Source organism: Haloarcula sp. 1CSR25-25, assembly GCF_032027985.1.
GTDB lineage: Archaea > Halobacteriota > Halobacteria > Halobacteriales > Haloarculaceae > Haloarcula.
Genome location: NZ_JAHYBW010000011.1, coordinates 41,523 through 61,293 on the forward strand (window position 1 = coordinate 41,523; position 19,771 = coordinate 61,293).

20 protein-coding genes and 2 pseudogenes are annotated in these 19,771 nt (G+C 59.3%); 11 read left to right on the plus strand and 11 right to left on the minus strand.

All coding sequences use genetic code 11. The annotated features are described in order from the left end of the window. Positions 1 to 88 precede the first annotated feature (88 nt). The 10 genes and pseudogenes from KZ498_RS22045 (at position 89) to phaC (ending at position 12,556) form a co-directional block, all read left to right on the plus strand. A complete protein-coding gene (locus KZ498_RS22045) occupies positions 89 to 4,360 on the plus strand; it encodes a GAF domain-containing protein (protein WP_312621636.1) in 4,272 nt (1,423 codons plus the stop codon). A gap of 158 nt (positions 4,361 to 4,518) precedes the next feature. Continuing rightward, positions 4,519 to 4,749: a helix-turn-helix domain-containing protein gene (locus tag KZ498_RS22050; protein ID WP_312621638.1), complete on the plus strand. Its 231-nt coding sequence runs from the start codon at positions 4,519 to 4,521 to the stop codon at positions 4,747 to 4,749. After that, a complete protein-coding gene (locus tag KZ498_RS22055) occupies positions 4,746 to 5,081 on the plus strand; it encodes a helix-turn-helix domain-containing protein (RefSeq protein WP_312621639.1) in 336 nt (111 codons plus the stop codon). Before KZ498_RS22050 ends, KZ498_RS22055 begins: the two co-directional genes overlap by 4 nt. After that, the gene (locus tag KZ498_RS22060; protein WP_312621641.1) at positions 5,081 to 5,908 is read left to right on the plus strand and encodes a helix-turn-helix domain-containing protein; all 828 of its coding nucleotides are present in this window, start codon (positions 5,081 to 5,083) and stop codon (positions 5,906 to 5,908) included. Before KZ498_RS22055 ends, KZ498_RS22060 begins: the two co-directional genes overlap by 1 nt. A gap of 65 nt (positions 5,909 to 5,973) precedes the next feature. Continuing rightward, positions 5,974 to 7,649: pseudogene (locus tag KZ498_RS22065) on the plus strand (transposase). 495 nt (positions 7,650 to 8,144) lie between these two features. Continuing rightward, a complete protein-coding gene (locus tag KZ498_RS22070) occupies positions 8,145 to 8,726 on the plus strand; it encodes a hypothetical protein (protein WP_310917069.1) in 582 nt (193 codons plus the stop codon). Positions 8,727 to 8,729: 3 nt separating this feature from the next. Continuing rightward, positions 8,730 to 9,188 carry a hypothetical protein gene (locus tag KZ498_RS22075; RefSeq protein ID WP_119712869.1) on the plus strand — a complete coding sequence of 153 codons (459 nt, stop codon included), beginning with the start codon at positions 8,730 to 8,732 and terminating at the stop codon, positions 9,186 to 9,188. Continuing rightward, positions 9,185 to 10,423, plus strand: coding sequence for a phage integrase SAM-like domain-containing protein (locus tag KZ498_RS22080; protein ID WP_312621653.1), 1,239 nt, complete (start codon positions 9,185 to 9,187; stop codon positions 10,421 to 10,423). The genes KZ498_RS22075 and KZ498_RS22080 overlap by 4 nt, the downstream gene beginning before the upstream one ends. A 141-nt stretch (positions 10,424 to 10,564) precedes the next feature. Then, the gene (locus tag KZ498_RS22085) at positions 10,565 to 11,203 is read left to right on the plus strand and encodes a MaoC/PaaZ C-terminal domain-containing protein (protein ID WP_092893744.1); all 639 of its coding nucleotides are present in this window, start codon (positions 10,565 to 10,567) and stop codon (positions 11,201 to 11,203) included. Between the two features lie 24 nt (positions 11,204 to 11,227). Next, positions 11,228 to 12,556, plus strand: coding sequence for a class III poly(R)-hydroxyalkanoic acid synthase subunit PhaC (gene phaC, locus KZ498_RS22090; protein WP_092893745.1), 1,329 nt, complete (start codon positions 11,228 to 11,230; stop codon positions 12,554 to 12,556). A 56-nt stretch (positions 12,557 to 12,612) separates the two neighbouring features. Here the strand turns inward: phaC and KZ498_RS22095 are convergent, their stop codons facing one another. The 11 genes from KZ498_RS22095 to KZ498_RS22145 all read right to left on the minus strand — a co-directional run bounded on the left by KZ498_RS22095 (position 12,613) and on the right by KZ498_RS22145 (position 19,133). After that, positions 12,613 to 13,263 carry a hypothetical protein gene (locus KZ498_RS22095; RefSeq protein WP_312621657.1) on the minus strand — a complete coding sequence of 217 codons (651 nt, stop codon included), beginning with the start codon at positions 13,261 to 13,263 and terminating at the stop codon, positions 12,613 to 12,615. 9 nt (positions 13,264 to 13,272) lie between these two features. Beyond that, entirely contained in the window at positions 13,273 to 13,641 is a 369-nt protein-coding gene (locus KZ498_RS22100) for an SHOCT domain-containing protein (protein ID WP_092893747.1), read from the minus strand. Positions 13,642 to 13,767: 126 nt separating this feature from the next. After that, positions 13,768 to 13,989 (minus strand): hypothetical protein, encoded by a 222-nt coding sequence (locus KZ498_RS22105; protein ID WP_092893748.1) that lies wholly within the window; start codon positions 13,987 to 13,989, stop codon positions 13,768 to 13,770. Positions 13,990 to 14,334: 345 nt separating this feature from the next. Next, on the minus strand, positions 14,335 to 14,655 hold the full coding sequence (locus KZ498_RS22110) for a hypothetical protein (RefSeq protein ID WP_092893749.1): 321 nt from the start codon (positions 14,653 to 14,655) through the stop codon (positions 14,335 to 14,337). A 656-nt stretch (positions 14,656 to 15,311) separates the two neighbouring features. Next, positions 15,312 to 15,659 (minus strand): hypothetical protein, encoded by a 348-nt coding sequence (locus KZ498_RS22115; RefSeq protein WP_312621660.1) that lies wholly within the window; start codon positions 15,657 to 15,659, stop codon positions 15,312 to 15,314. A 238-nt stretch (positions 15,660 to 15,897) separates the two neighbouring features. Next, a complete protein-coding gene (locus KZ498_RS22120) occupies positions 15,898 to 16,662 on the minus strand; it encodes a plastocyanin/azurin family copper-binding protein (protein WP_312621661.1) in 765 nt (254 codons plus the stop codon). 19 nt (positions 16,663 to 16,681) lie between these two features. Then, positions 16,682 to 16,990 (minus strand): thioredoxin family protein, encoded by a 309-nt coding sequence (locus KZ498_RS22125; RefSeq protein ID WP_312621662.1) that lies wholly within the window; start codon positions 16,988 to 16,990, stop codon positions 16,682 to 16,684. 123 nt (positions 16,991 to 17,113) lie between these two features. Continuing rightward, entirely contained in the window at positions 17,114 to 17,467 is a 354-nt protein-coding gene (locus tag KZ498_RS22130; protein WP_312621663.1) for an SHOCT domain-containing protein, read from the minus strand. Between the two features lie 2 nt (positions 17,468 to 17,469). After that, the gene (locus KZ498_RS22135) at positions 17,470 to 17,892 is read right to left on the minus strand and encodes a DUF302 domain-containing protein (RefSeq protein WP_312621665.1); all 423 of its coding nucleotides are present in this window, start codon (positions 17,890 to 17,892) and stop codon (positions 17,470 to 17,472) included. Positions 17,893 to 18,413: 521 nt separating this feature from the next. Further along, positions 18,414 to 18,776, minus strand: coding sequence for an SHOCT domain-containing protein (locus KZ498_RS22140; protein ID WP_312621666.1), 363 nt, complete (start codon positions 18,774 to 18,776; stop codon positions 18,414 to 18,416). A 60-nt stretch (positions 18,777 to 18,836) separates the two neighbouring features. After that, complete coding sequence (locus KZ498_RS22145) at positions 18,837 to 19,133, minus strand: hypothetical protein (RefSeq protein WP_312621668.1); 297 nt, start codon at positions 19,131 to 19,133, stop codon at positions 18,837 to 18,839. 504 nt (positions 19,134 to 19,637) lie between these two features. Between KZ498_RS22145 and KZ498_RS24790 the strand changes: the two are divergent. Beyond that, positions 19,638 to 19,745 (plus strand): annotated as a pseudogene (locus tag KZ498_RS24790) (IS5/IS1182 family transposase); the annotation flags it as partial. Positions 19,746 to 19,771 lie beyond the last annotated feature (26 nt).

The window sequence follows — 19,771 nt, forward strand, 5'->3', positions numbered from 1 at the left end:
AGCATGTGAAATTCGCGTGTCTCTCGGTTCGTACAGTCGGTGATTCCATCGACAGAACGCTTTTTGTGGCCCTCAACGAAGAGCCCCTATGACTACGGCCGCACCAGCACCGGAAGACGTGCTGGAGAAGGTCGACGCCCTCGGCCCACCCGGCACGCCGGTGACGACCCCAGAGGTCGCCGAGGAATTCGACTGTACCCAGCGGACGATCTACAACAGACTGGAGTCGCTCGTCGATGATGGGACCCTGCTGACGAAGAAGGTGGGGGCCAACAGTCGCGTCTGGTGGCACCCCGTCGACGGTAAGCCCCTGCGCAACGGCGACACTTCGGACCGGCAGGACTCGGTCTCATCCCGAGATGGGAAGTCTCCCTCACTCACCGCCGACAGCGAGATGGCCGCACGCATCCGTGAGTTCGAGTGGGCCGACACGCCACTTGGCTCGATAGATGAGTGGCCGCCCGAGTTGCGGGTCGCCGTCGACATCATGCTCGGGGCGGACGAGGCCATTGGTATCTACTGGGGCGAGGACCTGACGCTGCTGTACAACGATCTCGCGCGTGACGTTATCGGGACAAAGCATCCGGACGCGCTCGGCCAGCCTGCTCGGAACGTGTTTCCGGAAGCGTGGGACACGCTCGGCCCGATCCACGAGCAGGTGATGGCAGGAGACGGTGCGACCCGACTCGAGGAGTTCCTGCTCCCGCTCGAACGGACCGATGAGATCGAGGACGTCTGGTGGGATTCCAGTTACAGTCCGATACCGCTCGCAGACGGCTCGATCGGCGGCGTGTTCAATATCGCGGTCGACGTCACTGACCAGAAGCGACGGGAACGGAACACTGCCTTCTTGGAGGATCTTGAGGCGGAATTGACCCAACTCACCACGCCGGAAGAGATCGTCACGGCGGCCGGAGAGCGGATCAACGAGTATCTGGACGTCGCCGTCTACAACATGAGCTCGATTGACGAAGAAGCTGACACGGTCGACCATCTCTACCGGTGGGAAGACGACATCGTACGGCCACTGCCCGACACGGTCAGTCTCTCGGAGTTCTCGACGGAGGAGTTTCAGGAGACGGCTCGAGCCGGCGAACCGATAGTTAGCGCCGACACGCACGAGGATAGATACACCGACCCGCAGGCCGCTGAAACCATCGACGTCCGATCGTTCATCACCGTCCCGTTCCACCGTGACGGCGAATGGGAGTACCTGCTCAGTCTCACCGATCCCGACCCCCGCGATTGGCGCGAGGACGAGGTCGAACTCGTCCAGGAACTGGCGAATCGACTGTTCCCGCGACTCGAACGCGCTCGCGCCGAACAGGCCCTTCGTGAGTCTGAGCAACGCAACCAAAGGCTGTTCGACTCTATCAACGAGTCCATCGAAGAGACCTTTTTCATCGTTGAACGGTTGGCTGACGAGAGCAAGGTCACTTCAGACCGCGAGAACCTGGTTGATTACCGCTTCGTAGAAACGAACCCGGTGTTTGAGGAACTCATCGGTGTGACCGACGTAGTCGGCAAACTGGTGACCGATCTCGACCTTGACGGCGACCTGCCTGGGTCAGACCTTTGGGATGAGGTGGTCCGGACGGGCGACTCGAGACGATTCGAGATCGAGACCACAGACGGTCCGCTCGCCGATGGCTGGTACGATGTTCGCGTATTTCCGTACGGTAGCACTGACAGCGGGGCCGTTGCATGTCTGGTCGACGACATCACCGAGCGCAAGCAGATGGAGGCAGACCTCCGTGAGAGCGAACGGCGCTATCGGACTATCCTGAACTCGATGGACGAGGGCTTCTTCCTGGCCGACGTGGTCTTCGACAGCGACGGCGAAGCGTTCGACATCTTCTACCGTGACTCGAACCCGGCGGCGGTCGAGATGGTCGGCGAGGAATTCGAGGGCCGATGGCTGACCGAGATCGATATGGGGTACGAGGAGTACTGGTACGAGGTATTCGGCCGCGTCGCTAGCACGGGAGAGGGGGAGCGCCACGAACTGTACGCCGAACCGGACGGCATCTGGTACAACTTCTACGTGTTCAAACCCGAGGGAGCGGGCCCCTGGCGGGTCGCTGTCGTCTTCCAGGACATCACCGAGCGCAAGGAGGCCGAGGAAGAACTCCAGCAAGAAGCCGCACTGGATGCGTTCCGCATCGAACTCACTGACGTAATTCGCCCACTATCGGATCCCGAAGAAATCCAGCGAGAGGCCGGCCGCGTTCTCGGCGAGGAACTGGACGTCGCCCGCGCTCACTACGGCGAAGTGCTCGAAGACGGCACCACGAATCGCATCCACGCGGATTACTGCCGTGAGGGCGTCGACTCGGTGGTTGGCGAACACAACTTCGAAGACTACGGCGAGTACATTTCCGATACGTTCCAGGCCGGTGAAACGCTTATATTGGACGATATCTCGTCCATACCGGAGCTGAGCGAGGAGGAACGAGCTGCCCACCGACAGATGGACATCGCCGCGTACACAAGCGTGCCGCTAATCAAGGACGGCCGTCTCACCGCGTACTGCGGTGTCACCCAGGCTACGCCTCGAGACTGGACCGATACCGAGGTAGCGATGCTCGAAGAGACGGCCGAGCGGACCTGGGCGGCCGTCCAGCGGGCACAAGCCGAGCAGAAGGTCCGCGAGAGCGAAGCGGCGCTCGAACGGCTCAACAACGCGACCCGGGGTCTGATCGATGCCGAGACGGCGACGATCGCCGACCGGGTCGCACCAATCGTGCGTGAGGTTCTTGTTGTCGAATACGCCACACTCTGGCAATACGACGGCCGGCGTGGCGATCTCCGGGAATACGCTACTGACGCGGCCGGGGACGTGGATACCGAAGCGGTCGAGTTCCCGACCGAGATCGCCGATCAGGTCTGGGAGACGTTCGTCGGGACCGACATCAAGGTGGAGAACGACCTTGATCTCGGGTCGGATGTGACGTCGCCGCTGCGAAGCCGCGCGTTCGTCCCGCTAGGTCGCCACGGTGTCGTCTGTCTCGGTTCGACGCGGGCCGATACCTTCGACGACCGAACGGTCGACCTCGCGGAGACCGTCGCGGCGACAGTCGAGACAGCGTGGGACCGCGCTGCCGGAGAACAAGAGTTGGCGGACCAGAATGAAGAACTGACTCGTCTCGACCGGCTCAACACGCTCATTCGGGAAATCGACCAGGCGCTCGTGACCGCCGACACGCGTGAGGAGATCGACGAAGTCGTCTGCGACCGGCTAGCCGACTCCGACCTCTACGAATTTGCCTGGATCGGGTACCACGATCCGGGGACCGACGTGGTCGAACCACGGGCGTGGGCCGGCGTCGATAGCGGCTACCTGGAGGATCTCACGATCACGGTCGAGGACACGCCGACCAATCGTGATCCTATCGCTCGTGCAGTACGCTCCGGCGCCCTGCAGGTGGTTGCGGACATCGCTACGGACAGTGACTTCGCTCCCTGGCGAGAAGCAACGCTCGAACGCGGCGCTCGCTCGCTCGTTTGCATCCCGCTCGTCTACGATAATGCAGCGTACGGCGTGTTGACCGTCTACGCCGATCACCCCCAGTCGAACGAGGACGAGCGGAATCAGCAGGTGCTGTCGGAGCTTGGCGACACGATCGCCCACACCATCAACGCCAGAGAGACGAGAGCGACATTGCAAACCGACAGCGTCGTCGAACTCACGCTCCGGTTTGAGGACGCCGACACACCGTTGTGTCGGCTCGCCCGGGAGACGGAGTGTACCATCGACTACCAAGGGTTCGTCCCTAGGTCGAATGGGCAGGCCGACGTCTTCTTCATTGCTGGTGGGATCTCATCGGAGGAACTTCAGGACATAGCATCGCAACTCCTTGCGTTCGACGACCTGGACTGTCTCACCGATGGGGCTGATGGGTCACTGTTCAGGGCGCGGGTGTCCGACCCTCCGCTCGCCGCACGGGTCACTGACGACGGGGCTGTCGTGCGTGCAATTACCATCGATTCCGGCGTCGCGACCGCTGCTCTCGATGTCTCCCATACGGCAGCGGTCCGTGAGTTCCTGGACCGGCTCCGTCAGTGGAATCCAAATTTCGAACTGCGCGCTCGCCAGTCGCGTGAGCGGCCGCTGAAGACGCGGCAAACCTTCGTGACTGCACTTGAGGATCAACTGACTGACCGACAGCGAGAGGTCCTGCAGACGGCGTATCTGAGCGGGTACTTCGAGATGCCACGGGTCAGTAACGGGCAGGAGGTCACCGAACTGCTCGGCGTCTCACAGCCGACGTTCTCCGAACACCTGCGTGCAGCCGAACGCACCCTGTGTGAGGTTTTGTTCGAGACCGAATCGTATGCCGATGATATCGGCCCGGTGTAGAATACCCTAACTTCAAAAAAAAAATATTTGGCGGGGTTGGTACAGTTAGGGCCAACGCTTTCACTTCTATATGTCTTGACTGTTATTAGGATCCGGAGATGCCCTTCGTGAGGACTGAGGGACTCCTTCGAGCGGGTCATTCAACGAGGTAAGATAGGATGGGACGCGACAGACACGAGTCCAACGAGCCGACCGAGGTGCTGCCTACAGAGGAGCGGGAGACGCTCCGTGTCGCCCTTGAGAAGGGATATTTCGAGGTGCCAAGAGCGACGTCGCTCGTCGATATCTCTGATGTACTCGGTCGGTCGGACGTCGAGGTGTCCCAGCAGCTTCGCCGTGGGATGGGCGACGTATTGCGCGAGACTACTATCCTAAAGGGGGAGTCATGACCGGTGATTCTGCCGATCCAGGCTCGTTAGACCGGGTATTCGACGCGCTCAGCCATCCCTATCGACGTCGAATTCTCCTGCTCGTTAGCGAGCATAACCCGCGTGACGAAGACGAATTCTCGGTCGTAGAGCTTGCCACCGAGGACGACGATCTCGAACTGCTCACGACCGAACTGTACCACGCCCACCTCCCGAAGCTTGCTGAATCGGGGTACATCGAGTGGGACGAGGATATCCACAGTATCCGCCGAGGACCGAACTTCGACGAGATCGCGCCGTTACTCCGGCTGATGGACGACCACCAAGACGAGCTACCGGACGGATGGCCGTGATGGACCGGCCGAGCCACCGTGAGGCCGTCGATCTGCTCCAACAACTCGGGCTCAAAGAGTACGAAGCCAAGTCGTTCGTGGCGCTCGCACGCCGCCAGCGCGGGACGGCCAAGGACATCAGCGAGACCTCTGAGGTGCCCCGGACGCGCGTCTACGACGCGATTCGCGTCCTGGAATCCAAGGGGCTGGTAGAAACCCAGCACTCGAACCCACAGATATTTCGAGCGGTCTCCATCGACGAGGCTGTCAACACCCTCCAGTCGGAGTACGCCGAGCGCACCGAGTCACTCCGAAGTGCCCTGAGCGGGCTCGAACCGACCGACGAGGAAGAATCAACGGAGGCTACCCACGAGGTGTGGTCCATCTCCGGCGACCAAGGCATTACAAGCCGGACGCAGCAGTTGATCGAGGGAGCGACAGAGGAGTTGATCCTCGTGGTCGGCCACGAGAGTATTTTCACCGAGCAACTGGCCGAACAGCTGCAGTCGGCTCAGGAACGCGATGTGAACGTCATCATTGGGACAGTCGATGAAGACCTCCAGGCCACAATTCAGGATGCCCTGCCTAGTGTCGAAGTGTTCGTCTCAGGATTGGACTGGCTGAGCCGGTCACCGCTTCCAGATGACGATACCGAAATCAGTCGGCTGTTACTGGCCGACCGTGAGGCGATTTTGGTGAGTTCGTTCACCGAAACGAGAGCAGACGGCCGTGAGCACGAACAAGGAATCTTTGGCCGCGGATTCGACAACGGGCTGGTCGCGATCACGCGACGGCTTATGGCGACAGGGTTGCTATCTGTGAACGATCCCGAAGCTGAGGAGGCCTGAGTTCCCATACGTGAGCATCGGAGAGACCGTCATATCATTGGCCCAGAACGGCAGACGTGTCCCCGATGGCACCGACTGCCGTCTCTCGGCGCGATGTCTTCCGTTCGATAGCGACAACACAGTATCTCGACTGGCCGGCCTACGACTCGACGCCACTGTACGACCGGAGTTCACTGCCGGCGCTCACTGAGGATTTCCGGACCGTCTCGGGAATCTGGTTTGAGCACGACGCCCACGACTCGGTTGAGGGGTTCGTCTGTCAGTATCCACTTTCCTACGTGGAGTTCAGTCCCCACGACCAGTACTCCGGTCCGACTCGATACGAGATGGAACAGCTCTTCAGGGCGTTCCTACTGAAAGAGGTGTACGGCTGGGACCACGAAACCGCGCTCGTCGAATATCTTCGGCAGCACTCAGGTACCCGTCGCTCGCTCGGGTTCGACTCTGTTCTCGATCAGTCGACACTCTGGCGCAGTTGGAACAAGCGCTTCAGTGCCGACCTCCGTGAGACAGTTGAGAGAACGGCTCGGACGCTCCTCATCAACGCACAGAATCCGGTGTTGCGGTTCCTCGTGACCCGGAACGGAAGCTCCAGTACCACAACGACGAGTCTAGGGAGACCGATCCGGACGACCAGACTGTTTTGGAAGAAGCAGCGAAGATCAGCGATCACGTCAGCCGAGTCGTCTTCCCGTCATTCTCGCTGGACCGTGGTGATGGCTGTGAAATCCATGAGAACGCGTACTGGGACTTACAAACGTATCTGGGTCTTCGTGAGCGACTGGCTGCGAACGAAGGGGCTCGCAGTTTCGTCTACGAATCGACTCGGGATCGGACGCCGCTGGGGCACGCCCATCGCGGGCACATCCGCGACCTCTCGATTGACCAAGTGCGAGAGATGTACCGGCAGGCCATCACTCGGCTTCTGAACGAAATTGCGGAGACAGAGCAGTTCTTTCGAGCCGGAATCGTCGCAATCGACATTACCGAAGCTACCCCCTTCACAGGCGATAGAACGGGTCACGAGGACGAGATCATCGGAACAAAGGAGAAGACTGACGAGTACGCCTATCAGTGGGCGACGGTCCAGTTAGTCGGCAACGTCGTTCCGCTCGTGCTTGATGCACGACCGGTTCGACGAGGAGAGTCACGCAAGGAAATCGTCGAGGACTTGCTGGATTCGGCTGAAGAGCTCGTCCACGTCGATAACGTGCTGATGGACCGGGAGTTCGACAGCCAGCACGTGCTGGAGATGATCAGCCAGCGTGGACTCTCATACGTCGTCCCGAAGCGGATGCAGACCAGCGAGAAAGCGCAGGCGAAGCGATTGCTCCAGCGTGACCGGGACCGATACGAGACCGACCGGAAGCTCCATCTCGGGAAGAACGAGTGGCACGGGACGACGCTAATCTACCGTCGGAAAGAGGACTCAGAGCACGACGATCATCGACAGTACTCGGTGTTCATGACGAATTGCGGGAGCGGACACCTTACCGAGTACGGCTACAGGTGGGAAATCGAAAGCGGCTATAGATCGATAAAGCGGTTCATGGCGGCGACGACGTCGAAGCATTTCGGGCTACGGTTCTTCTATTTCGCATTCGCCTGCCTGTTGTACTCGATTTGGCGAGCAGTGGACCTACTCGTGCAGGTCGAAGTGACCGGCGAGTATGAGCACGCGCCGGTCGTGACGGCCGATAACACACTGACGCTGCTGAAGAAGGAGACAGGGATCGGATAGTTAGGGTGCGCCACCCGCGTTAGCCCAGCGTCTGAGTGGCTACACTACCCGAAGTCTCGGAAACACTCCAAATTAGTCATCAGCATAACAAGAACGCTCGTTGGGAGAGCGACCTAACCAGTTTCAGCTCGTCGATTCGACTGAAAGCACGCATCACAGTCCCGCTAAACCTGCTGTAGTCTCAACTTTCCGGTTCCGATTTTGGTATAGCGGCATACGATTTATTATCAACTCAGATTCGATGATTGGTGAGTAGAACCCTTATATCGTAGGAATATCGGAGATGAGACTTCTTTCCCTATTGGTCGTGATTATACGGGTAATCACGACCAGTTTTTAGTACCCCGACGCCGTCCGGTAAGCACGAATGCTGCAATCGGCTCAGAACGGCGCTTCCCCCAGGGTAGAGCCGCCAAGACCGGGCTCCGTGTTTACTCTGGCTACCCACAGCTGAGATCGGGGCGATGGCGAAGAAGTCTATTCGATATAGAACTAATGGCCTCAATCTATATTAAGACAAAGCCCGAACGATGTTGTATGACCGAAGATGAATCGAACTCCGAGGGTCTGATGGAGCGCCAGACCACGGGTGAAGACCGCGTGCGGATGGTTGCTCGGCAGCTGTCGGAGCCGCGGACAGCCAACTGGATCGCTTCCGAAGCGGGCTGGTCACACGAGCCGACCAAACGCGTCCTCGAACGGCTCGTCGACGATGGCATCCTCCATCGTGACGAAAGCGGTACTCACACGACGTATTACCCTGATTATCGTCGCCAAGCGATGCAGGAGGCGATGCGTCTTCGAGACAGCGGCCACACTGTCGAGGAGCTCACGGACCGTCTCGCCGATATGAAGACGCAGATTCGCGACTGGGAGGACGAATTCGGCGTTGAGTCACCGAACCAGCTTCGCGGGACGCTCGCTGACGAGTCCCTTGACGCTGAGGAGGAAGATAGTCGCCGTGAGATTGCCCGTGAGTGGGAGCATCTTCAGCGGCGTATCCAGATCGTTGGGTTCGCCATCCGAGAATGGGACTTCCTCGCTCCGACAACAGAGCCTGCCGAGGCCAGTAGCTGACGGATGTCGGTCCCGCATCCCGGTGGTGACCCGAACGCAAACTTCTACGCCCAGCTAAAGCGGGACGTCCTCGACCGTGTGCCACAGATCACGACAGTCGAGTTCGTTCCTGATGATATCGAGGCCAAACAGCTGCGGGCACGGTTTGATCCAGCCCGTCTCGACCCTTCGACAGGGCCTGAGTCGCCGGAACTGTCCATCAAGTGGTACCGACAGGAGCCACATGATTGGTTCCGTATCAACTACACCGACCCGAACACGGGATTTCACGCGGGGTGGCACCAGGACGAGGACCATCCCGATCTCGGACGAACGCATTTCCAGTATTCAGCCGGCGATGCGGAGGATCGCTGGGGGATCACGTTCGACCACGAGACCCCGTCGCTGATCCTCTGGGAGATCGTCGAAGAGCTCCTTGAGGACGTCCGTCCGACCTACCAGTACGCGAACGAGGAACCATGACACCCCGAGAACGCGCCGATCAGTCACTCACGAGTTCCTTCAAGCGCTACCTGCAAGACAAGGGGAAAGGCCGCGGGGGCGACGGCGGGAATTATCGACGTAACGCTGCACGCGAGCTCGAGCGGTTTGCCGAGTGGGCCGCTGGCGACCGCGGTGACGACGACTGGACCGGGATCGTCCCCAACGACGTCGACCGGGAGCCGACCTTCGACGACCTCGATGAACGCGTCTTCCGGGAGTACGCACGGCATCTCGCTGGTGACCGTGGCCTCAAGCAGAACACGGTACAAACCTATTACCGCTATATCTCTGCGTGGTGCGGGTGGTGTGTCAACGAGGGATATCTCGAGGCGCATTACGCGCAGCGGGCGAGTGCGATGGCGCCGCTGCCGGAGGACGACGGCCGTAAGCCCGGCGACCAGCAGGCCTGGACCTCCGAACAGCGCCACGCACTCACTCGTCACGTCGACGAGCAGGCTCGCAACGCTATCGAGGCCTACACGACACTCCCGGTGGCTACTGACCCCCTCGACAAGCAGCGAGCGCGCTACGCGGCGCTGAAGGCGGCTCGTGACCGGGCGCTGGTGTTCGTCCTCGCGTACACCGCCGTTCGGGTCGGGGAACTGCTCCGGGATCCAAACGACCCGCGCCGGCGCGGCGTCCGCTGGGAGGACCTCTCCCTCGACGACGGGAGTATGGACGTCTACCGGAAGAAACAGCAGTGGGACGCCGCGAGCCTCCCCGACCCGGTTATCTCGCCGTTACGGAGCTACCGGAAACTGATGGATCCGCCAGCGGATCGATGGCCGGTGTTCCCGACGTTCGACCAGCGGACACTCGCGACGCACGTACGGGAGGAGCTCGCTGACCGAGGGCTACAACCGGACGTCATCGAAGAACGGCGTGATGAGTTCGCTCGCGACCTTTTACTGACACTTGAGGAAGACATTCGGCCGCCGTCGATCACGACCGATGGTGCACGGTCGATTCTCCAACGACTCTCCAAGGAGGGGGAGGTCGACATCGTCCACCCGAAACACGACTACCTCGCTCCTCACGGCGGTCGACGAGGCATGGGAGAGGTCCTCGTCAGAGCATTCGGCTACACGGTCGCAGCTCGATATCTCGACAACTCGGAGGAGATGGTTCGAGAGCGCTATTCCCACATCGAGGCAGGCGAACTTGGAGACGTGGCGACTGAAGCTCTCGACGAGGTTGACCATCTTGGGAAGTGATCGCCCTCTACAGTTGTTCTCGGTTGACGATGCGAGCGACACGTACGTTGATAGTGAGTGACTACGTTATTCACTACCAGACCGACTGAACGATCCTGATCCCGAACCCATCCGTGAACCAGCCCTCAATTCAGCGTACCCATGCCAGTTGACCCCGTGTGTGGGATGGAAATCCCACTCGAATCTGCCGAAGCGACTACCGAGTACGAAGGTGAGTCGTTCCACTTCTGCTCGAACGACTGCCAAGCGTTGTTTGATAGCGCTCCCGAGAAGTACGTCGAGACGCCGCACCCCCATCTCATCGAGACAAGCGGTGCTATCATCCCTCGTCTGCCATACGGCCGTGCGAAAGGTGAATTCGACATCGATATCGCAGATCCCACGTCGCTGCAGGAGGGCGACAGCGTCAATTTCTCGAAGGAGATTACGGACGACGACGTCCGGAAGTTCGCCGAAGCGACCAGCGACACGAACGCCCTCCACCTCAACGACGCGTTCGCGGAGAAGACACGGTTCGGCCACCGAATCGTCCACGGGACACTCGTCTCGGGACTGATTAGCGCGGCACTGGCGTGCTTTCCCGGGCTGACCATCTACATCTCGCAGAACCTGGAGTTCCAACAGCCCGTGGACATCGGCGAGACACTGACGGCTCGATGTAAAATCGTCGACGAACTCGACGGTGCCCGGTATCGCCTCACAACTCGAATCGAGAACGACGCCAACGAAATCGTGTTGGATGGAACGGCGACGGTTCTGATCGATCCTATCCCGGAGTGATCACCAGCACGTTCGACACCAGTGATGACAATGCACCCATTTACAGCGCCTCTCGAATTGCAGCGTCGAACGCTCGAACGAGGCGCAGATGCCGTCGAGACGATGCGTTTCCTTCCGGAGCGAATCGACGACCTCGCCTCAGTCGAGGTCGGCCAGACGCCAAGTGAGGTCATCCATTCGGAGAATAAACTCGACCTCCTGCACTACGAGGCCCTGACCGACGACCGACACGACGCGCCCCTGCTCGTCGTCTACGCGTTGATCAACCGACCATATATCCTCGACCTCCAGCCGGACAAGAGCGTCGTACGACGGTTTCTTGAGGACGGCTTCGACGTCTATCTCATCGACTGGGGGGAACCGTCCCGACTCGACGCGTCGCTGACGCTGGGAGACTACGTGAATCGATACATCGACAACTGCGTCGATGTCGTCCGCAATCGAACTGAAACTGACGAAATCAATGTCCTCGGTTACTGCATGGGTGGGACACTGAGTACGATGTACGCTGCGCTACACCCGGAGAAGGTCCGTAATCTCGGCCTCATGGCGACGGGATTGTATTTCGACGATACGGGTGGTATCCTCGAGCAGTGGGGAAGCGAGGAGTACTTCGATCCAGGAGCGATCACCGAGACGTACGGAAACGTCCCGGCGGAGTTTCTCGCGACGGGGTTCGCCCAGATGAATCCCATCGAGAATTACGCCGGGAAGTACACCATCCTGTTCGACAACCTCGAGGACAAGACTGCCGTCGAGAACTTCGGCCGAATGGAACGCTGGGTACGTGATGGGGTCGACGTCGCGGGGGAAGCCTATCGACAGTTCATCGAAGATATCTACCAGGAAAACGCCCTCTACCGGAACGAACTCGTGCTGGATGGCGACCCCGTCGACATCGAGAATCTCACGATGCCGGTCTTACAGATCATCGGCTCGTTCGACCATCTCATCCCGCCGGACGCGAGTAAACCATTCATGGACACTATCCCAAGCGAAGACACCGACATCTACGAGTTTCCGACCGGTCACGTCGGGATGGCCGTCTCGGGCAAGGCCCACGCGGAGCTGTGGCCCCGCGTGGCGACGTGGTTTCGAGAGCGGTCGGTGACATCGACCAAAGGAACGGATACACCCGGCGGGAACGATGTTCCAGAGGGAGCCGACCAGGAACAGTCGTTGCAGAAGCTCGACGGCATCGGACCAGCGTACGAGGAGCGTCTTCATGACGCCGGGATTTCTACGGTGAGTCAACTCGCAGCCGCGGATCCGGCCGCGCTCGCTGAGCGACTGGGTATCAGTGGCTCACGAGTGTCGTCGTGGATCCAGCAAGCCCAACAGCTCTCCAGCTAGTTCGCTCCCCACGCTGTTTCCCGGACAGTTTCCCCGGTGACATCTACGACGGATCCCTATGTGATGACGATGCCACCGTCGATTTCCATGTACGGGTGTCCATAGCCACAGTAGGTCAGGCAACTCAGCGTGTAATCGCCCCGTTGCGTCGCCCCTAACTGTCGAACGATGGATCTGGTGGCATTTTGCGGAAGTGCAACCGGGTGCATCATCATTCCACCGCCCATGTGAACCTGTCCGGAGGGCATGATCGCGAGGCTATGATCTGGGTACTGCTCGTTCGCTTCTTCGAGTAGCTCGTGGAAGTCGCCGTCGGCCGGGGCCGGGATGCGTTCCTCGTTTCGTTCTTCGAGTAGCTCGTGGAAGTCGCCGTCGGCCGGGGCCGGGATGCGTTCCTCGTTTCGTTCTTCGAGGGCCTCGTGGTCGGGAAGGGCGTCTCGAATCGACGCTGGGAGGGATTGGACGGCCTGACTCGCGAGCGTGTTGAACGAAACGACACGGAGAACATCGTTCCGTTGCAGGCTGATACGGTCCTGTTCCTCGCCGGATTCGTCGACGATGATGAACCCCCAGTGATACGCGCCGACGTAGATCGTTCGATCGACCCCGCCGCTGGTTCCCGGGAGATTGCCGACGCAGCCCGCTAGACCTGCGATGCCGGCTCCGAGCGCAGTGAGAAACTCACGTCGCTGTACTGTCGGGGACATGATTACAGACTACTGCGACTCCTCGCGGGTGAGTTTCGCACGCCGTTCCTCGAACTCCTCGTCGGAGAGATCGCCGCGTGCGTACGCCACTCGGAGCTCTTCGAGTGCCCTATCAGTGGTTAGCGACGACCCGACCCCACCGACGAGGCCGCGATAGAGGAGGTAGCCGATGCCGACCAGGACGACGAGCCAAACGAGCATCATCCCGATGCCCCACAGTGGCGAGAGACCGCCGGCCGTGCCGCCGCCCCACCACCAGCCCATCATCCCCATCATTGGAGCGGCGAAAACCATCATTAACATCGGAAACAGGACGATCACTGCGAGGACGATTAGGACGATGCGGAGCAGGCCGTCGGACGTGCGCTCTGTCGACATGGGTACCCACTACTGACTTCGCCGGCTGCATTCATAAAGTTGGACGACCAGAACTGCTCCATTGGTAGTTCCTGGGCGGGGTGGCGGCCAATACGTTGCTCCGTGTCTTGCTTGGGGTGAGCGCACTCAGCAGCAGTGGGGGTCGTCAGGCGACCACTCGCACGCGTCGCCAGCCGTCAAGTTGTGTTTGTCCACGTAGGTCGAGAGACACGCGTAGTTGCAGAAGTAGGTCGGCGACCCGCAGTCGTCGGTACAGTCGCGCACACAGATCGGGTCGTGGTCGAAGATATGCGATCCGCAGTAGGCGCACGTCTCATCAACGTTGGGGGGTTCGACGGTCGTAGACATACCTGTGCTACGGGCACGAGCCAAAAACGTATTTCGCCAGTCGAACATCCATATACTTCGACTCCGGGCTGTCCGCGGTGTAAGCGTGAGACGGAGCGACTAGAACTCGATCGCTCCGATCATCGGCTCGCCGACACACTTCGGGCAGACCTCGGTGTCGTATTCCTCCATACAGTGCCGGTGGCAGGAGATCCCACAGTGCTCGCAGACGAACACCTCGCCGTCGCTAGCGCATTTCGAGCCACAGATATAGCACCGAACCATGGTTCGTAGAACGTACGGTGGCTATCGGCATAAATCGCTGTCCTCGGAATCTGGCACTCGGTTTCCCGCAAAGTGAGGTACCTATGCGACGTGCTCCCCGTGGTGCTCACACATCGTTTCCGCGCTATGCTGGTGGTCTGGATGATGCGAGGGATGCTCGTCCATGCGGATATCATCTCCGTGGTTCGAGTGGCCGTTCTCCCATCCCTGCTCGGAAACCGTAATCAATTGCGCATTGCTGGGGTTCCCTGCAGGAACGTGGCAAACCTCGATGTTCTCTGTATCCCTACTCTGATGCTCTGCGCCTGCAACGGCTCCAATCATACCCGAAGTGAGCGTCGTTGCGACCGCGACGACGATCGCGAAGCGGATAACGGTCCGTGTCACTGTGTTCTTCCTCATCGTATTACGTGGTTTATCGGTCAATTTCGCACCTCAAACTGTGGTGTCTGGTCAATCGGTACTGTTCATTATTCGTGGTCAGGAGATGGCTGTCCTACCTAGAGTATATTTACGGCATCAACTATCAAAGTAATTGGGTAAGCAATTGTCGTCGAGTAGGGGCAACTGTTCAGCTGGACGTTGGTGATTCGCCGTGGTCGACATCGGTGAGACTTTCGAGTTGCGCGGCTACGTGTGCACTCTCACCCCGCCAGATGAACGACGAGGTCGTCGGTATCGGTGGCGATAACGTCACCCACCGTCTGTGCGATGTTACCGACCGTTGTCTCGTGGGATGCATTCACTGCGACCTTGCGCGCAATTCATCTCCGTTCGGTGTCGACCAGGCGAGAGCGCTGGAGACGTAGAACGTGACGGATCACAATGACATCGACACATTCGGACTGGTGCGGTCGGACTTGCTGTCCGTAGAAGAGTACCTAGTGGTCCGTCAATCCTCGATTGATTGGTTCAGCAGGCTGTTCGTCTCGCCCCTGGACCCTGAAAGAACTGCAATCTGTCAGAAACAGCGTGATGGATACAGCGCGCGAATCTTGCAAATCCGTACGATTTGAAAAGACTGCAAACTCCCTACAGCTTCGTATTCACTGAGGGGATTACTCCGTATCCGAGATGGTGCCGATTTCGACGGTTATGGGAATTCCCTCTACCTCGTCGGGTACGTCGAGTCTCGCTCTCGTTTTCCTGTCGATGACGAGGATATTGATAGTCTCCGTGGCGTGACCGCCGATGGTCTCCTCAGCGCGTCCCATCTCGATGTACTCGACACCGGGTTCGTGGCGATAGGTTTCGACGATATTCTCATGGACCGCTTTGGCGTGCTGGACGTGTTCCCACCATTCGGAATCAACCTCGGACCACGCGACGACCTCGTCGCCGCGCTTGTACTTCGGAATCCGAACGGTCGGTCGCTCGTCCTCTGCGGACTGTTCATTCTTTCCCATGCATCGTTACCCTGCTCTCGTGTTTTACGTGGTCTGTTGCTAAATACATGCCTTGCTGAATTCGGCCTCTATCTCTTGCACGCTGTTAGAGAACTGTCAGCGGGCCACAAGCTATGACCGCGGGAGTCTGACCTCATCAGTCCACCGTTGACAGAGCACTAGGCGTAAGAGGAGGTCCTCAAAGGATTCCCGGGCGAGTGACTTCACACGTGTAGAGATCTACCACCAACACTGTGCCTTACTGAGATGCGTCGTCTCCCCCAGTCTCCAACCGTTCACGGCGCCGTTGGAACTCCGCTTCGTCGATTTCGCCCCGTGCGTATCGGCGTTGGAGTGTTTCCATCGCAGAATCGCCAGTCTCGGGAGGGGCGTCATTTCGACCCAGTGCCCAGTAGAGGAGTCCGCCGACCAGCCCGAGCATTCCAACTGCCCCGCCGACGATCGGCAGCCCGCCACCCCAGCCACCGTTTCGGCCGTTCATCATTCCCGGGCCAGACCCCATCCCGGGACCCATCATTCCGCCATCGGAGTTCCCATCACCTCCGGTGCTGGACCCATACGCTATGGCACCCTGTTCGACGATCGCGTCGCTCTCGGGCACGTCGCCGTCCGGTATCGGACTCGATTCGGCTGGCCCGCCGGGGCTGCCGACGACGATGCGACCGACCATCCCGACCGACTTGTGCGGGATGCAGTAGTAGTCGTACGTGCCCGGTTCTTCGAACGTGTGCTCGAACCCGCCCGACGAGATGACCGCGCTATCGAATTCGCTGGTGTCGGATGGAATCCGGTTCTCGTAGGCGGTCGCCGAGTGGGCTCCGGCCGCTATCTCGAAGCGGACGGTCGTGCCGGGTTCGACGTGGAGCCCGATCGGGTCGAAGTAGTTGTTGCCCATCTTCACGACGGGCGTCTCCTGTGCGGCGACTGGTTGGGTGAATCCCGCACTCGCGACTGTGCCGGCACCGAGCGCTCCCAGGAACTGGCGTCTACTGTAGTCTGTCATTGTAGCTGGTTGGCTTCTGTTATCCACGGATGATGCTGGCGAGCCGGTTCGCGAGTCCGGGCGATTGCTGGCCGGCGCTCTCGATGGCTGCCTCCAGTTCGTCCCGGTCGACGATGCCGATGAACTCGGCAGTTCGCTCCCCGTTCGCATACATAAGCGTCGTTGGCGTCTTTCGGACACCGTACTCCTCGGCCATCTCCAGATCGGTCTGGATGTCGACCTCTCGGAACTCGACATCTGGATACGTATCTTCGATGCCCTCGTTTTTCTCTCGCTGCGTTGCGCACGCTCCACAGGTCTCCTGCGTGAACAGGATAACTTCCGTCATAGTAGCTAGTATGGTCTTGTGCTTTTAGCACATTTCTATTCGCATCCGAAAGCTGTGAGGGTCACAGATTTCGGATTTCAAGGGAGCGGACGTGAGTAACGCCGGAGGTTGGTGGTCGGACCGTCACTCCGAGCGTTCGAGCTTGTTCCGACGTGCCTCGAACTCTTCCTCGGTGAGATCTCCGCGGGCGTATGCCATACGCAGCTCCTCCATTGCAGGATTCCGCGACGACTGCGATGCCGTCAGGCGACGGAAGACGAGATATCCTCCACCGAGCAGGAGGAGGAGGAAGACCAGCTGGACGAGCATCCCGACGAGTGGCCACCAGCCGCTGGTGGTCCCGCCGTAGCCCATCATGCCACCGTAGCCCATCATGCCACCGAACCCCATCCCCATGGTGAGCATGGGGAGGACGATGATTGCCCCGAGGATGAGGAGGACGATGGTCGTGGTGTCGAGTTGATTCGACGAAGACATTGTTACTCCTCCTCCTCCGGCACCGTTCCCAACTCGTCTGAGACCGTCGCGATGACACGCTCGAATCGTTCGTGCACGTCGACCGCGATCTCGTCGAGGTCTGGATTCTCCGTGATGCCGACCAGTTGCTGGGGGTCGACGGCGCTCACGACGATGTCACCGGCGTCCGTCTCGTAGACGATGACGTTACACGGGAGCAGGGCCCCCAATTCCGGCTCTTCGGCGAGGCCTTCGTGGGCGAGTGGCGGGTTACACGCCCCGAGAATTCGGTATTGGTCGACGTCGACATCGAGTTTTTCCTTCAGGGTTGTTTTGACGTTGATGTCACAGAGGATCCCGAAGCCTTCGTCCTGCAGGGCAGTCGTGACTGCGGTTACGACATCGTCGAGCGGTGCATCGATCGTTGTGGTGATGGTGTACGTCATCGGTCTATTGAGTGTTTTTGGCTTCCAAGCTCGCGATGAGCTTCTTTGCTTCCTCTTCGGTCAATCCAGCGCCGCCAGACGCTTCTGAGGCGGTGAATGCACGGAGTCGTCGGCGCTCGGCAGCCTGTCTGCGTTGGTCTCGTGAATCGGTCCGGGTGTTGTGTTGCGAGTTGTTCATTGTGGTGGTTGGTTTTGTTGTGGGCGCGTTTCGAGTCAGTACGTGACTGGGGTCAACGCACGTTGGGTTCTGTTCAGATCGCTTGAGTCATTCCAGACGGGTTCAGAGAGATCGTGTCGTCGGGTTCGCTAAATCTCTCATTCTATTTTTTGTGTGTCCGTTCCTTTTCTACACAATACTACGGACGATTGCTGGATACATAACCAGCTGAGTCCATTTGCTGACCCAGCAAATCGCTCCATCGTTTAACGATACTCTCTTGTGTTCCTCTCCTCCCGGAGGATGCACGCCGGCGATACGAATCCATGTGGAAGACACGGAAAAATGTTAGGGGTAGAAGGCCTCACTGTGTGAGCGAGCTCCGTCGGGTCTCGAACTCCTCGTCCGAGAGTTCACCACGGGCGTAGCGCTCGCGGAGTTCGGCGAGCGCAGTATCCGGCCCAGAGGCCGGTTCCTCGCGGTTAGTTCCGTACACGAAGAGCAGGATGAGTCCGATCAGGAGGAGTGGCCAGAGGAACATCCCGCCCCCGAGCATCCCGAAGCCGCCAAGTCCGCCCATACCGCCCCAGCCGCCGCCCATCATACCGCCGCCGTAGCTTCCACTACCGTGGGCAGCAGCTGTTCCAGTCGCTGCGACCAGCAGCGGGACAGCGAGGATCGTGAGTCGACGAGCAGTGCCTCCGAGGTGAGTGGTGGGTTTCGTCATGATTGTGAATTGGTGGTGAGTTTCGGTATTCGGTCGAAGCGGTCGAAACGGTCAGGGCCGTCAGCAGTGGCCCTGTCCGTACGTCCCGCCGTTGTAGTCGTCGTCAGCCATGTCCTGGGCCATCTCGTCGACGGTCACACCCATGTGCGTCTCCATCCACTCGACGCTACCAGGGCCCATGTGCTCGGTCATCTGCGCCTCCATCCAGGCCGCCCAGTCATCGGCGGTAGCATTGTCAGTGGGCGCATCGTCTGCGGTCGTGTCGGTGCCGTGTGCGCTGACCACGGGCGCGGCGAACGCGAGTCCGACGATCGCGAGCGCCACGAGCAGCCAGCCGCCGAGTTTGAAGTTGGTCATTGTCTTTCTCCTCGGTTACTCGTAGGACCCCTCGGGAGTTATCGACGTGGGTGTGAATCCACGCAGGAGAACGTTCGAGAACGTGTATAGAGCGTTCTAATCGTTTTCCAAGGACAGAACCGTTCATCCGTGCCGAATTCGGTTGCTATGTAACTTTTTGAATACTCTGAAGAGTACTTTTGAACGATTAGATACCCCAAGGGTGATAAGCTGCTTGGCCACCTACGGCGAAGTTAGAACGAATGAGCGAGCTCGAAATTTCATCGATTTACCGCGTATGATCGGCTCTTTACTATCGAATCTTACTGTGGCGGTGTATTTATTGGAGATTGGATTGTAAACCATAGTATCAAACTCATGTCTAAGTTTGTCCATCAGGAAATGTTGAAATACAAGGAAATCATCACAAATGGCGTGTTGGAGTTGCTACTTCGGCCACGATACAATGTCGAGGCTCTGTTGAAATCCTCAGAGAGTTACAGGTTCGCCTCGTAGTCTGACCAGATGGAAGCCCTCCCGAAGTCGCGGTTACTCAGGTTCGTTGAGCAAGCGATACACTTGGCTCGGCGAGCCGTCGCTCGTAGACCTCTCCGTCCATCGGTGAGTCGATACCGCTAGCCGAGTACCCTCACCCGCAC

Bases quoted from the DNA above. Each gene is read 5' to 3' on its own strand.
- KZ498_RS22045 (WP_312621636.1), top strand. From the start codon at position 89: ATGACTACGGCCGCACCAGCACCGGAAGACGTGCTGGAGAAGGTCGAC.
- KZ498_RS22050 (WP_312621638.1), top strand. From the start codon at position 4,519: ATGGGACGCGACAGACACGAGTCCAACGAGCCGACCGAGGTGCTGCCT.
- KZ498_RS22055 (WP_312621639.1), top strand. From the start codon at position 4,746: ATGACCGGTGATTCTGCCGATCCAGGCTCGTTAGACCGGGTATTCGAC.
- KZ498_RS22060 (WP_312621641.1), top strand. From the start codon at position 5,081: ATGGACCGGCCGAGCCACCGTGAGGCCGTCGATCTGCTCCAACAACTC.
- KZ498_RS22070 (WP_310917069.1), top strand. From the start codon at position 8,145: ATGGCCTCAATCTATATTAAGACAAAGCCCGAACGATGTTGTATGACC.
- KZ498_RS22075 (WP_119712869.1), top strand. From the start codon at position 8,730: ATGTCGGTCCCGCATCCCGGTGGTGACCCGAACGCAAACTTCTACGCC.
- KZ498_RS22080 (WP_312621653.1), top strand. From the start codon at position 9,185: ATGACACCCCGAGAACGCGCCGATCAGTCACTCACGAGTTCCTTCAAG.
- KZ498_RS22085 (WP_092893744.1), top strand. From the start codon at position 10,565: ATGCCAGTTGACCCCGTGTGTGGGATGGAAATCCCACTCGAATCTGCC.
- phaC (WP_092893745.1), top strand. From the start codon at position 11,228: ATGACAATGCACCCATTTACAGCGCCTCTCGAATTGCAGCGTCGAACG.
- KZ498_RS22095 (WP_312621657.1), bottom strand. From the start codon at position 13,263: ATGTCCCCGACAGTACAGCGACGTGAGTTTCTCACTGCGCTCGGAGCC.
- KZ498_RS22100 (WP_092893747.1), bottom strand. From the start codon at position 13,641: ATGTCGACAGAGCGCACGTCCGACGGCCTGCTCCGCATCGTCCTAATC.
- KZ498_RS22105 (WP_092893748.1), bottom strand. From the start codon at position 13,989: ATGTCTACGACCGTCGAACCCCCCAACGTTGATGAGACGTGCGCCTAC.
- KZ498_RS22110 (WP_092893749.1), bottom strand. From the start codon at position 14,655: ATGAGGAAGAACACAGTGACACGGACCGTTATCCGCTTCGCGATCGTC.
- KZ498_RS22115 (WP_312621660.1), bottom strand. From the start codon at position 15,659: ATGGGAAAGAATGAACAGTCCGCAGAGGACGAGCGACCGACCGTTCGG.
- KZ498_RS22120 (WP_312621661.1), bottom strand. From the start codon at position 16,662: ATGACAGACTACAGTAGACGCCAGTTCCTGGGAGCGCTCGGTGCCGGC.
- KZ498_RS22125 (WP_312621662.1), bottom strand. From the start codon at position 16,990: ATGACGGAAGTTATCCTGTTCACGCAGGAGACCTGTGGAGCGTGCGCA.
- KZ498_RS22130 (WP_312621663.1), bottom strand. From the start codon at position 17,467: ATGTCTTCGTCGAATCAACTCGACACCACGACCATCGTCCTCCTCATC.
- KZ498_RS22135 (WP_312621665.1), bottom strand. From the start codon at position 17,892: ATGACGTACACCATCACCACAACGATCGATGCACCGCTCGACGATGTC.
- KZ498_RS22140 (WP_312621666.1), bottom strand. From the start codon at position 18,776: ATGACGAAACCCACCACTCACCTCGGAGGCACTGCTCGTCGACTCACG.
- KZ498_RS22145 (WP_312621668.1), bottom strand. From the start codon at position 19,133: ATGACCAACTTCAAACTCGGCGGCTGGCTGCTCGTGGCGCTCGCGATC.